Raw genomic sequence first — 12,949 nt, 5'->3', positions numbered from 1 at the left:
ATTTGGGGCTGCTTTGCAGCCCTTCGCGGGCACGCCCGCTCCCACAAGTATGGGCAGCGCCGCGGTCACTGTGGGAGCGGGCGTGCCCGCGAAGGGCCTCAAAGCGGCCCCAATATCACGAACAGAAAGCACTACGGTATTCGCCAGGCGTTGCTCCGACCGCCTGGCGGAACCGGTTGCTGAAATGGCTGGCACTGGCAAACCCGCACAACAGGGCAATTTCCCCCAGCGGCATCACCCCCAGCCGCAGTAGCTGGCAGGCCCGATGCAGCCGCCGGGCCAGCAGGTACTGGTGCGGCGGCAGCCCGAAACTGGCGCGGAACATGCGCGCAAAGTGGTATTCGGACAGGTTGCAGCGCAAGGCCAGTTCACCCAGGGTGATGGGCTGGTCGAGATGCGCTTCGATGTAGTCGACCATTTGCCGGCGCAGGCTCGGTGCCAGCCCGCCTTTCAGGCGCAGGCCCTGGCGCAGCCCAACCTGGTTGAGCAGCGCATGGTCGACGATCTCGTGCGCCAGGCTGCTGGCCAGCAAGCGTTCGCCAGGTTCATCCCAGTCCAGGGTTATCAGCTGGCGAAAGCGCTTGGCTTGCTGCGGGTCGTCGAGAAAGGTCGCTTCCCGCAGTTGCAGCTCACGCGGTTCACGGTCGAGCAGGCGCACGCAGCCCAGGGCGAATTGCGTTTCGCTGACATACAGGTGCGCCAGGCGGATCGCGCCATTGACCACCCAGTTCGATTCCTGCCCGGCCGGCATCACGCACAGCTTGTCGGGCGCCCCTTTATCGCCGGGGCGCTGGCGGCGAAAGGTGCCGGTGCCGTCGGCGATGTAGCACGACAGGGTGTGATGGCTCGGTGCCTGGTAGTCGCGGGCATCGTCGCGGTTGCTCCACAACGCCGCCGCCAGCCCGTCGCCCAGGTGCGCGCTCAGCTCCAGCCGGGCGTGGGGCGAGGCGTGCATGGCGTTGAACACTTGCAGCTGGGTGAGTGGCGTCATGGGCGGTTCCTCTTGCCAGCCATCCTACTGCGCCTTGGCCAGGCTTACAGCTACCCGCGGGACAAATGCGCAAGTTTGTGCAAGCCGGGGAGGGGCCCCCGGAAGAAACTGGAGGCCTCGGCGAGGGCTGCGCCCTCGATCGCCGGCAAGCCAGCTCCTACAGCAACCGCGCCAGCCTCGAGCTTGGCGCTGTACTTGTGGGAGCTGGCTTGCCGGCGATGGGCCGCATCGCGGCCCCGGGATGCATGGTCGATCGCCTGAGGAGCCCCACCGATGAACCTGTCACTCTACTTGCTAACCGTCCTGATCTGGGGCACCACCTGGATCGCCCTGAAACTCCAATTGGGCGTGGTCGCCATTCCGGTCTCGATCGTCTACCGCTTCGCCTTGGCCGGGCTGATCCTGTTCGCCTTCCTGCTGCTCACCCGCCGCCTGCAGCCAATGAACCGGCGTGGCCACCAGATCTGTCTGGCCCAGGGCCTGTGCCTGTTCTGCGTCAACTTCATCTGCTTCCTCAGTGCCAGCCAGTGGATCGCCAGCGGCCTGATCGCCGTGGTGTTCTCCACCGCCACCCTGTGGAATGCGCTCAACGCGCGGATCTTCTTCGGCCAGAAGATCGTCAGCAACGTGCTCGGCGGCGGCGCCTTGGGGCTACTTGGCCTGGGGCTGCTGTTCTGGCCCGAGCTGTCCCACCACGCGGCCAGCCGAGAAACCCTGTACGGCCTTGGCCTGGCCCTGCTCGGCACGCTGTGCTTTTCGGCCGGCAACATGCTGTCGAGCATGCAGCAGAAGGCCGGGCTCAAGCCCATGACCACCAATGCCTGGGGCATGGTCTACGGGGCGGTGATGCTGGCGGTGTTCTGCGTGGTCAGCGGCGTGCCATTCAGCATGGAGTGGAACGTGCGGTACATCGGTTCGTTGCTGTACCTGGTGGTGCCGGGCTCGGTAATCGCCTTTACCGCCTACCTGACCCTGGTCGGGCGCATGGGGCCGGAGCGGGCAGCGTACTGCACGGTGCTGTTCCCGTTGGTGGCGCTGAATGTGTCGGCGGTGGCCGAGGGGTATCAGTGGACAGCGCCGGCCTTGTTGGGGCTGGTGGCGGTGATGGCGGGGAATGTGCTGGTGTTTCGCAAGCCCAAGGCCAGGGTGGCTGAGGGTGTTGTGGTGGCCAAATAGGTGATGGGTTGCCTGTGCCGGCCCTTTCGCGGGCTCGCCCGCTCCCACAAGTACTGCACAGGCCTTTAGGGCGGTGGTGTACCTGTGGGAGCGGGCGAGCCCGCGAAAGGGCCAGGGCAGGCAGCAGGGGGCGATCAGCCCTTCCACACCTGCGGGTTCACCAGGTCCCGCGGCCGCTCACCCAGCAGCGCCGCGCGCAGGTTGTCGATTGCCCGGTTGGCCATGGCCTCGCGGGTTTCGGCAGTGGCCGAGCCAATGTGCGGCAAGGTCAGGGCATTGGGCAGCTTGAACAGCGGCGAATCGCTCAGCGGTTCTTTTTCGTACACATCCAGGCCCGCACCACGAATGGTGCCGTTCTGCAGTGCCTCGATCAGCGCCGCCTCGTCCACCACCGGCCCGCGGGCGATGTTGATCAGGAACGCGCTCGGCTTCATCAGTTGCAACTCACGCGCACCGATCAGCTTGCGGGTGGCATCGGACAACGGCACCACGATGCAGACAAAGTCGGCTTCGGCCAGCAGTTGCTCCAGGCTGCGGAACTGCGCGCCCAGCTCTTGCTCCAGCGCGTTCTTGCGGCTGTTGCCGGAATAGATGACCGGCATGTTGAAACCGAACCGGCCGCGGCGGGCAATGGCGGCACCGATGTTGCCCATGCCGACGATGCCCAGGGTCTTGCCGTGCACATCGCTGCCAAAGTGGGCCGGGCCGACGGTGGCCTGCCAGTTGCCGGCCTTGGTCCAGGCATCCAGCTCGGCGGTGCGACGGGCGCAGCCCATGATCAGCGAGAAACCCAGGTCGGCGGTGCTTTCGGTCAGCACGTCGGGGGTATTGGTCAGGGCGATGCCGCGTTCGTTGAAGTAGTCCAGATCGTAGTTGTCGTAGCCGACCGACACGCTGGATACCACCTCCAGCCTGGTCGCGCCTTCAAGCTGCGCCCGGCCGAGCTTGCGGCCAACGCCGATCAGGCCATGGGCCTCGGGCAGGGCTTCGTTGAACTGGGCATTGATGTCGCCGAGCTTGGGGTTCGGCACGATCACGTTGAAGTCTTGCTGCAGGCGTTCGGCCATGGCCGGGGTGATACGGCTGAAGGCCAGGACGGTCTTTTTCATCGGGCAACTTCTCTGCAAGGCGGTGGGGCGGTGGGGGCTTCTTCACGGGCACGCCCGCCCCCACAGGTACCGCACAGATTGAAGGCCTGTGCATTACCTGTGGGAGCGGGCGTGCCCGCGAATGGCCTGACAATGGTTAGCAACCTACCATTGTCCGCCCCCGCAATGCAGCAGCTTTTTAGTTGGCGATCATCACCTGATGGGTTTTCAGGTCCGCCTCATGGGCTGCCAGAATCTCCGGCAGCGAGTTGCGCAGGTACTCCACCCAGGTCTTGATCTTGGCATCCAGGTACTGCCGCGACGGGTAGATGGCGTACAGGTTCAGCTCCTGCAGCCGGTACTCGGGCAGCACCCGTACCAGGCTGCCATCGCGCAGGCCGTCGATGGCCGAATAGATCGGCAGCACGCCCACGCCCATGCCGCTGCGGATGGCGGTCTTCATGGCATCGGCAGTATTGACCATGAACGGCGAGCTGGTGATGTTGACCATTTCCTGGCCTTCCGGCCCGTCGAACAGCCATTTCTCCAACGGGATCACCGGGCTGACCATGCGCAGGCAGGCGTGCTTGAGCAGGTCGGCAGGCTTGTGCGCCACGCCGTGGCGGGCAATGTAGGCGGGCGAGGCGCAGACGATGCTGTAGGTGATACCCAGGCGCTGGGACACGAACCCCGAGTCGGGCAGTTCGGTGGCCAGCACGATGGACACGTCATAGCCCTCGTCGAGCAGGTCGGGCACGCGGTTGGCCATGGTCAGGTCGAAGGTCACGTCCGGGTGCGATTCGCGGTAGCGGGCGATGGCATCGACCACGAAATGTTGGCCGACACCGGTCATCGAGTGCACCTTCAACATCCCGGCCGGGCGGGCATGGGCGTCGCTGGCCTCGGCCTCGGCTTCTTCGACATAGGTAAGAATCTGTTCGCAACGCATCAGGTAGCGCTTGCCGGCTTCGGTCAGCGCAATGCGGCGGGTGGTGCGGTTGAGCAGCCTTGTTTGCAGATGGGCTTCCAGGTTGGAGACCGCCCGCGACACGTTCGCGGTGGTCGTATCCAGTTGCCCGGCGGCAGCGGTAAAGCTGCCGAGTTGGGCTACGCAACTGAAAGCACGCATGTTTTGCAGGGTGTCCATGGGTCACTCTCGATGTAGAGGACAAAATTGTGTCACGAAGTAACGTAAAAAAGATGAAAAGTTGCCTTCGACCAAAGGCGGATTATCGCTGTTTTGGTAACAAAGATTCGCAGGAATCCACGCTTATCGCCAGTGCTGCCGCCCCCTAGAATTGCCCGGCCCCTTCACCTCTTCCTCGGGAAATCGCAGCTGTGCCGCGTCGCATCATCAGAACGCTCAAAGCGTTCAGTGCCTGTGCCCTTGCCCTCACCTTGAGCGGCTGTATCGGAACCTGGGGCATTGCCCCGCAAAGCAAGACGCTGCAAGCCAATACCCTGACCACCGACGCGGCCATACGCGAAGCCGCGACCGACGCCCACTGGCCCGACCAGCAGTGGTGGCACGCCTATGGCGACCCACAGTTGGACCGCTGGGTTGCCCTGGCCGTGGCCGGCAGCCCGAGCTTGGCCATGGCTGCTGCGCGGGTACGCGAAGCCAAGGCCATGGCCGGCGTGGTCGAATCGGCGGAAAAGCTCCAGGCCAACGGCCAGGCCACGCTCAAGCGCCACAACTGGCCTGAAGACCAGTTCTATGGCCCGGGCGCGCTGTCCGGCGCCAATACCTGGGACAACAACGCCGCCATTGGCTTCAGCTATGCACTCGACCTGTGGGGCCGCGAACGCAACGCCAGCGAGCAGGCCGTGGACCAGGCGCACATGAGCGTGGCCGAAGCCCGCCAGGCGCAGCTGGAGCTGCAGAACAACGTGGTGCGCGCCTACATCCAGCTGAGCCTGCACTTCGCCCAGCGCGATATCGTCAAGGCCGAGCTGGAACAGCAGGAGCAGATCCTGGCCCTGGCCAAGCGCCGTCTGGATGCCGGCATCGGCACCCACTTCGAAGTCAGCCAGGCTGAAGCGCCGTTGCCGGAAACCCACCGCCAGCTCGACAGCCTGGACGAAGAAATTGCCCTGGCCCGCAACCAGCTGGCCGCCCTGGCCGGCAAGGGCCCGGGGGAGGGCGCGCAGTTGCAGCGCCCGAGCCTGGCCCTGGCCGCGCCGCTGAAGCTGCCGTCGAACCTGCCGGCCGAACTGGTCGGCCAGCGCCCCGACGTGGTCGCCAGCCGTTGGCAGGTAGCCGCCCAGGCGCGGGGCATCGATGTCGCCCACGCCGGCTTCTTCCCCAACGTCGACCTGGTCGGCAGCCTTGGCTTCATGGCAACCGGTGGTGGCCCGCTGGAATTCCTCACCGGGCGCAAGTTCAACTACAACGTCGGCCCGGCCATCAGCCTGCCGATCTTCGACGGTGGCCGCCTGCGCTCGCAGCTGGGCGTGGCCTCGGCGGGCTATGACGTGGCCGTGGCGCGCTACAACCAGACTGTGGTCGGTGCGCTGAAGAACATCTCCGACCAGCTGATTCGCCGTGAGTCGATGAAGGAGCAGTCGCACTTCGCCGCCGAGTCGGTAGCGGCCGCGCAGAAAACCTACGACATCGCCATGGTCGCCTTCCAGCGTGGTCTTACCGACTACCTCAACGTGCTCAACGCCCAGACCTTGCTGTTCCGCCAGCAGCAGGTGCAACAGCAGGTGCAGGCTGCCCGCCTGATTGCCCATGCCGAGCTGGTCACCGCCCTGGGCGGTGGCTTGCAGGCTGGTCAGGATGTGCCGAAAGAGGAGCGCCAGGCCGCACCGAAAACCCCGGCCACCCTGGCCATTCTCGACAAGAAGCCGGATAACGCCGAATGAGCACTTCCAGTTTGCCCGTGCGCTGGCTGCAGAGCCTGGAATGGCGCCGGGGCTTCTTTGCCTGGGCGCGCACCGACGGGGTGACCTGGGTGTACATCTTCAAGGTGCTGGCCGCTGCGTTCATCACCCTGTGGCTGGCCATGCGCCTGGAGTTGCCACAACCGCGCACGGCGATGATCACCGTGTTCATCGTCATGCAGCCGCAAAGCGGGCATGTGTTCGCCAAGAGCTTCTACCGGGTGCTCGGCACCCTGGCCGGCTCGGCGATGATGGTGGCGCTGATCGCCATATTCCCGCAGAACACCGAGCTGTTCCTGCCCAGCCTGGCCCTGTGGGTAGGCCTGTGCTCGGCCGGTGCCATGCGCTACCGCACTTTCCGCGCCTATGGCTTCGTGCTGGCCGGCTATACAGCGGCGATGATCGGCCTGCCGGTGCTGCAGCACCCCGACCAGGCATTCATGGCGGCGGTATGGCGGGTGCTGGAAATTGCCCTGGGCATTCTGGTGTCGACCTTTGTCAGCGCCGCGATCCTGCCGCAGTCGGCCAGTGCCGCCATGCGCAACGCCCTGTACCAGCGCTTTGGCGTTTTCGCGGGGGTGGTGGTCGAGGCCCTGCGCGGCGAAAGCCAGCGGGACCGCTTCGAGAGCAGCAACGTGCGCTTCGTCGCTGAAGCAGTGGGCCTCGAGAGCCTGCGCAACGTCACCGCCTTCGAAGACCCGCACATGCGCCGGCGCTCTGGTCGCCTGGTGCGCATGAATAGCGAGTTCATGGCCATCACCACGCGCTTCAATGCCCTGCACCGTTTGCTGGAACGCCTTCGCGCCCGCGGCCCGCTGCAGATCGTCGGCGCCATCGAGCCAGGCCTGAACACCCTGGTGGAGCTGTTGCAGCCTTACGTGGGCCGGGCGCTGACCGACGCCGATGCGCTGCGCCTGACCCTGGAGCTGGCCGCCTACAAGGAAGGCTTGCAGGCACAGGTGCGCGGCTTGCGCGCCGAGTACCTGGCAACCGAGCCGAGCGAGTCCGACCTGCTCGACTTCCATACTGCCTTCGAGCTGCTCTACCGCTTCGTCGACGAGATGTACAGTTATGCCGAAACCCATGCCTCGCTAGCCGCGCACCGGCACGAACGCGAGCAGTGGGATGAGCCCTACGTAGCGCAGACCAGCTGGCTGGTATCGTTGGCCGCCGGTGTGCGCGCCTCGGCGGTGCTGTTGTTGCTGGGCAGCTACTGGCTGCTCAGCGACTGGCCCAGCGGCGCCATGATGACCCTGATCGCCACCGTCACCGTGGGCCTGTCGGCGGCCTCGCCGAACCCCAAGCGCATGTCGTTCCAGATGGCCTGCGGCACGGCGATTGGTGCCGTCGTCGGCTTCTTCGAAACCTTCTTCGTGTTCCCCTGGATCGACGGTTTCCCACTGCTTTGCATGGTCCTGGCGCCGGTGTTCGTGCTGGGCGCGTTCCTTTCGTCTCGGCCGGCGTATGCCGGCTACGGCATCGGCCTGCTGGTGTTCTTCGCCATCGGCTCGGTGCCGAACAACCTCACCGTGTATGACCCGTACACCTTCATCAACGACTACATCGGCATGGTCATCGGCATGTTCGTCTGTGCCGCTGCCGGGGCGATCATCCTGCCGCCCAACAGCCGCTGGCTGTGGAGCCGCCTGGAGCAGGAACTGCGCGAGCAGGTGCTGTTCGCCATCAGCGGGCGCCTGCGCGGCCTGGGTTCAGCCTTCGAAAGCCGCACCCGTGACCTGCTGCACCAGGCCTATGGCCTGGCAGCCGGCAAGCCGCAGGTACAGAGCCAGTTGATGGGCTGGATGTTCACCGTGCTGGAAATCGGCCATGCCATCATCGAGCTGCGCAAGGAGCAGGCCCGCGCGCCGGTGCACCCGGCCTACGCCGAGTCGCAGCCCTGGCGCCAGGCGATCCGCGTGATGGGCCGTGCCCTGGCCCGGTTGTTCCTGCAGCCCAGCGCCAGCAACCACGAACGCGCGCTGGTGGCAGTGGACCACGCCATCGCCCGCGTGCAGGCCACCGACGAGCCCTTCGCCCGCCACTTCGACACTTCGGTGCTGCGCCGCGCGCAAAGCTACCTGCACTTCATCCGATCTTCCCTGCTCGACCCACAGTCGCCGTTGGCACCGGCGAAAGGACTGCACGATGCTCCGTGAAACCATGCCCCGTGAAATCGCCTTCCATGGCGTGTACATGCCCACCATGACCTTGATGTTCCTGTTCGCCCTGGGCCTGGCCTGGGGCCTGGACCGGTACATCGCCAGCCATGATGGCTACCGCTTCTTCTGGCACCCGGCGCTGCTGCGCCTGAGCCTGTTCGTCTGCCTGTTCGGCGCCCTGGCGCTGTCGCTCTACTGGTGAGAATCCTTCGATGAAAAAGTTCTTCAGCCTGATCGCCACCCTGTTGGTGCTTGCCGCTGCGGTGGTGATCGGTCGCCAGTTGTGGCTGCATTACATGACCACGCCTTGGACTCGCGACGGTCGTGTGCGTGCCGACATCATCAACGTCGCTGCCGACGTGCCTGGCTATGTGGTGGACGTGCCGGTCAAGGACAACCAGCGGGTGAAGAAGGGCGACCTGCTGATCCAGATCGACCCCGAGCATTACCAACTGGCGGTCGACCAGGCCAAGGCGCAGGTTGCATCGCGCAAGGCCACCTGGGAGATGCGCAAGGTCAACGCCAAGCGCCGTGCCGACATGGACAACCTGGTGATCTCCAAGGAAAACCGCGACGACGCCAGCAACATCGCCAACTCCGCCCAGGCGGACTACCAGCAGGCCCTTGCCGAGCTGGCTGCCGCCGAACTGAACCTCAAGCGCACCCATATCGTGGCCACGGTGGACGGCTACGTGACCAACCTGAATATCCACAAGGGTGACTATGCGCGTACCGGTGAAGCGGTGATGGCGGTGGTCGACGAGAATTCGTTCTGGGTATACGGGTTCTTCGAGGAGACCAAGCTGCCGCATGTGAAGGTGGGTGACCAGGCCGAGCTGCAGATGATGAGCGGCGAGCGCATCAAGGGCCACGTGGAGAGCATCGCCCGCGGCATCTACGACCGCGACAACCCACAAAGCCGCGAGTTGATCGCCGATGTGAACCCGACCTTCAACTGGGTGCGGCTGGCGCAGCGGGTGCCGGTGCGCATTCATATCGATGAAGTGCCGGACGGGTTTTTGCTGGCGGCGGGGACGACTTGTACGGTGGTAGTGAAGCCGAGCGAGGGCTGAGCCGGGGTGAGGTGGTGCAGCTACTGGCCTCTTCGCTGGCTTGCCCGCTCCCACAAGTGGTGCGCTGCTCTTGGGGCTGGCGCAAATCCTGTGGGAGCGGCGCAGTTAGCTCGCTGCCCCCACCAACACTGGTACCCTCACCCGATCAATCACCTTCGCGCTGATCGACGGGTCCAGCATCCGCCCCAGCCGCGACAGGTGGCGGTGGCCCATGATGATCAGTTCACAATTCAGTTCCTGCGCCTTGGCCACGATCGCCTCGACCGGCTGCCCGGCCACCATGCAGCCCCGGCTGGCGAAGCCGGCTTGCTGCAACTCGCGCACCGCCTCGGCCACGGCCTGGTCGGCCTGGTGCTGCTCTTCGCAGGCGGCGGGGTATTCTTCCAGTTCTTCTGCGGTGTAAGGCGCGGGTTGGTCGTGGACGGCGAAGGTCGAGTCGATGGCCAGCAGCACATGCAGTTCGTGCTCGCCGGGGCTGCAATAGCGGCGGGCGAGGGTGAGCAGGGCAGTGGATGCAGGGGAGGCGTCGATGGCGATCAGGACGGGGCTGGGCATGTGGGGTCCTTGGCAAAAGCTGGGTGATGTATCTGCAGGGGCGGCCCTTTCGCGGGCATGCCCGCTCCCACAGGTACCGCACATCACTCGAGCATTGTGGGGTTCCTGTGGGAGCGGGCGTGCCCGCGAAAGGGTCAGACCTGCCGATGCTTCATTTAAGGCCGAACACTGCCAGTGAATAAATGCCCCACCACGCACGAGCGCATTGCGTCTGGTGCAATCCAGCAACCTGCTACCATCGCCATTCCCCACAGCTGTAACGGAAAACGGCCATGCAACTCCCGGACATGAACCTGCTCGTCGCCCTCGATGCCCTGCTCGACGAAGGCAGCGTGGTCGGCGCGGCGCAGCGCATGAACCTCAGCCCGGCGGCGATGAGCCGGACCCTGGGCCGTATCCGCGATGCGTTGGGTGACCCGATCCTGGTGCGCGCCGGCCGTGGCCTGGTGCCGACGCCGCGGGCGCTGGCCCTGCGCGAGCAGGTGGCGGCGTTGGTGGAGCAGGCCGGCGAGGTGTTCCGCAGTGGCGACGAGGTCGACCTGCCCAAGCTTGACCGGGCCTTCAACATCCGCACCAACGACCTGTTCATCGCCCTGTACGGTGCCCAGTTGCTGCGGCGCATGCACGAACAGGCACCGCGCACGGTGCTGCGCTTCGTGCCGGAAAGCCCCGGCGGCGATGACGATAGCGTGCTGCGCGACGGGCGTACCGACCTGATCATCAGCTCGACCGTGGACCTGGGGCCGGAGATCAAGGTGCAGAGCCTGTTCCAGACCTACTATGTGGGCCTGGCGCGGCGCGACCACCCGATCTTCGAGCAGCCGATCACGGCGCACAGTTTTGCCAGTTATCCACAGATCAGCGTGTCCCGCCGTGGACGGGCCAATGGGCCGATCGATGTGGAGCTGGCCAACTTCAAGGTGCAGCGGCGGGTGGCGCTGATTACCCCGAGTTTTCACTCGGCGCTTTTCTCGCTGCCGGATTCCGACCTGATCCTGCCGATGCCGGCCAACATCCTCAACAGCGTGCACAAGCTCGGGCTGCCGCTGCGCTCGTTCGAGATCCCGGTGCCGCTGGAGCGAGTGACCGTGCTGCAGGCATGGCACCCGCGGTTTCACAATGACCCGGCACATCGGTGGTTGCGGCAGACCCTGAAGGCTTGCTGCAGTGTCGACCCTTGATTACCTGTGAGGGCCTCATCGCCGGCAAGCCAGCTCCCACAGAATTTGTGCACATTTCGAAACCTGCGCAGTACCTGTGGGAGCCAGCTCCCACAGAATTTGTGCACATTTCGAAACCTGCGCAGTACCTGTGGGAGCTGGCTTGCCGGCGATAGGGCCAGACCTGCAAAAGGTGGATTGCGTCCAGCGCAACATAAACCTACCGATAAGTCAGTTTTCGTCAGCATTCGACCTTCTTAGACTTGCTCCAGTCGCAAATTTGTTGCTGGAGATGTCTGCCCATGAGTTCCCTGCCCGCCCCGTCTGCCGCGATTGCCGCCGCCCCCGCGCCGGCCGCGCCTGCGCAGACTGCGTTCGGCCTGCAGGTAGTGGTCGGGCTGTTCGGTGTGCTGCTGGCCGTGTTGTGCGCGGGCCTCAACGAGTCGGTGACCAAGATCTCCCTGGCCGATATCCGTGGGGCCATGGGCATCGGTGCCGACGAAGGCGCCTGGCTGCTGGCGGCCTACAGCGCCGCCTCGGTTTCGGCCATGGCCTTCGCGCCATGGCTGGCCACCACGTTCTCGCTGCGGCGCTTCACCATGAGCGCCATCGGCCTGTTCGCCGTGCTCGGCCTGCTGCAACCGTTCGCCCCCAACCTGCACAGCCTGATGCTGCTGCGTGTGCTCCAGGGCTTCGCCTCTGGCGCCTTGCCGCCGATGTTGATGAGCGTGGCCCTGCGCTTCCTGCCACCGGGCATCAAGGTCTATGGCCTGGCCTGCTATGCCCTCACCGCCACCTTCGGCCCCAACCTCGGCACACCGCTGGCAGGGCTGTGGACCGAATACGTCGGTTGGCAGTGGGCGTTCTGGCAGATCATCCTGCCCTCGCTGCTGGCCATGTTCTGCGTCGGTTGGGGCTTGCCGCAGGACCCGCTGCGCCTGGAGCGCTTCAAGCAGTTCGACTGGCGCGGCGTGCTGCTCGGCCTGCCCGCCATCAGCTGCATCGTGCTGGGCCTGTCGCTGGGTGACCGCTGGGGCTGGTTCGATTCCCCGCTGATCTGCTGGCTGCTCGGCGGTGGCCTGCTGTTGCTGGTGCTGTTCATGTACAACGAATGGTCCGAGCCGTTGCCATTCTTCCAGTTGCGCATGCTGTCGCGGCGCAACCTGAGTTTCGCTCTGGTGACCCTGGCCGGTGTGCTGATCGTGCTCTCGGGCGTGGGCAGCATTCCGTCGGCCTATCTGGCGCAGATTCAGGGCTACCGCCCGGCGCAGACCAGCCCGCTGATGATGCTGGTGGCCATGCCGCAGCTGGTCGCCCTGCCGTTGACGGCGGCGCTGTGCAATATCCGCGCAGTGGACTGCCGCTGGGTGCTAGGGATCGGCCTGGCGATGCTGGCGGTGTCCTGTGTCGGCAGCAGCCTGCTGACCAGCGAGTGGATCCGTGGTGACTTCTACCCGTTCTACCTGTTGCAGGTGTTCGGCCAGCCAATGGCAGTGCTGCCGCTGCTGATGCTGTCCACCAACGGCATGACCCCACAGGAAGGCCCGTTCGCCTCCAGCTGGTTCAACACTGTCAAAGGCCTGGCCGCGGTGATCGCCGGTGGCCTGCTGGACGCCCTTGGCACACTGCGCCGGCACTTTCATTCCAACCACCTGGTGGACAGCCTGGGCAACGCCCCGCTGGTCGACGGTAGCGCAGCCGGCCTGGCCAGGCGCATCCACGACCAGGCGCTGGTGCTGACCTCGGCCGATCTTTACCTGGTCATGGCCTGCATTGCCGTGGCCCTGATCTGCCTGATTCCTTTCGTGCCTACCCGGGTCTATCCGCCGCGCGCGGTGGCCTGAACCCTGGATGAATTCGA

11 protein-coding genes are annotated in these 12,949 nt (G+C 65.2%); 7 read left to right on the top strand and 4 right to left on the bottom strand.

The genetic code is table 11. From position 1 onward, the window contains the following. Positions 1-115: 115 nt before the first annotated feature. On the bottom strand, positions 116-991 hold the full coding sequence (locus AC2T3R_RS22000; RefSeq protein ID WP_410951865.1) for a helix-turn-helix domain-containing protein: 876 nt from the start codon (positions 989-991) through the stop codon (positions 116-118). Positions 992-1,264: 273 nt separating this feature from the next. Here AC2T3R_RS22000 and AC2T3R_RS21995 point away from each other — a divergent pair, with 273 nt between their 5' ends. After that, positions 1,265-2,167 carry a DMT family transporter gene (locus AC2T3R_RS21995; RefSeq protein ID WP_486744251.1) on the top strand — a complete coding sequence of 301 codons (903 nt, stop codon included), beginning with the start codon at positions 1,265-1,267 and terminating at the stop codon, positions 2,165-2,167. Positions 2,168-2,301: 134 nt separating this feature from the next. Here the strand turns inward: AC2T3R_RS21995 and AC2T3R_RS21990 are convergent, their stop codons facing one another. Next, the gene (locus AC2T3R_RS21990; protein ID WP_486744250.1) at positions 2,302-3,276 is read right to left on the bottom strand and encodes a 2-hydroxyacid dehydrogenase; all 975 of its coding nucleotides are present in this window, start codon (positions 3,274-3,276) and stop codon (positions 2,302-2,304) included. Between the two features lie 178 nt (positions 3,277-3,454). Continuing rightward, on the bottom strand, positions 3,455-4,402 hold the full coding sequence (locus tag AC2T3R_RS21985; protein WP_015271759.1) for a LysR family transcriptional regulator: 948 nt from the start codon (positions 4,400-4,402) through the stop codon (positions 3,455-3,457). Positions 4,403-4,593: 191 nt separating this feature from the next. On the opposite strand from AC2T3R_RS21985, the gene AC2T3R_RS21980 reads away from it, so the two are divergent. The 4 genes from AC2T3R_RS21980 to AC2T3R_RS21965 are packed head-to-tail and all read left to right on the top strand — an operon-like array spanning position 4,594 to position 9,373. Beyond that, entirely contained in the window at positions 4,594-6,123 is a 1,530-nt protein-coding gene (locus tag AC2T3R_RS21980) for an efflux transporter outer membrane subunit (RefSeq protein WP_486744249.1), read from the top strand. After that, complete coding sequence (locus AC2T3R_RS21975; RefSeq protein WP_015271757.1) at positions 6,120-8,297, top strand: FUSC family protein; 2,178 nt, start codon at positions 6,120-6,122, stop codon at positions 8,295-8,297. Before AC2T3R_RS21980 ends, AC2T3R_RS21975 begins: the two co-directional genes overlap by 4 nt. Before the next feature lie 4 nt (positions 8,298-8,301). Next, complete coding sequence (locus AC2T3R_RS21970) at positions 8,302-8,502, top strand: DUF1656 domain-containing protein (protein WP_003257154.1); 201 nt, start codon at positions 8,302-8,304, stop codon at positions 8,500-8,502. A gap of 10 nt (positions 8,503-8,512) precedes the next feature. Then, complete coding sequence (locus tag AC2T3R_RS21965; protein WP_013974168.1) at positions 8,513-9,373, top strand: efflux RND transporter periplasmic adaptor subunit; 861 nt, start codon at positions 8,513-8,515, stop codon at positions 9,371-9,373. Between the two features lie 105 nt (positions 9,374-9,478). On the opposite strand, the gene AC2T3R_RS21960 is transcribed toward AC2T3R_RS21965, so the two are convergent. Then, entirely contained in the window at positions 9,479-9,928 is a 450-nt protein-coding gene (locus AC2T3R_RS21960) for a universal stress protein (RefSeq protein WP_410951860.1), read from the bottom strand. A gap of 272 nt (positions 9,929-10,200) precedes the next feature. Here AC2T3R_RS21960 and AC2T3R_RS21955 point away from each other — a divergent pair, with 272 nt between their 5' ends. Both AC2T3R_RS21955 and AC2T3R_RS21950 read left to right on the top strand, forming a co-directional pair. Continuing rightward, complete coding sequence (locus AC2T3R_RS21955) at positions 10,201-11,109, top strand: LysR family transcriptional regulator (protein ID WP_015271755.1); 909 nt, start codon at positions 10,201-10,203, stop codon at positions 11,107-11,109. 281 nt (positions 11,110-11,390) lie between these two features. Continuing rightward, positions 11,391-12,932, top strand: a complete 1,542-nt coding sequence (locus AC2T3R_RS21950; RefSeq protein ID WP_486744248.1) for an MFS transporter — start codon at positions 11,391-11,393, stop codon at positions 12,930-12,932. Positions 12,933-12,949: the final 17 nt, after the last annotated feature.

Source organism: Pseudomonas sp. PVC-5-1, from assembly GCF_057444345.1.
Note: the sequence above shows the minus strand (reverse complement) of the source record. Positions and strands in the feature narration are given on the sequence as shown.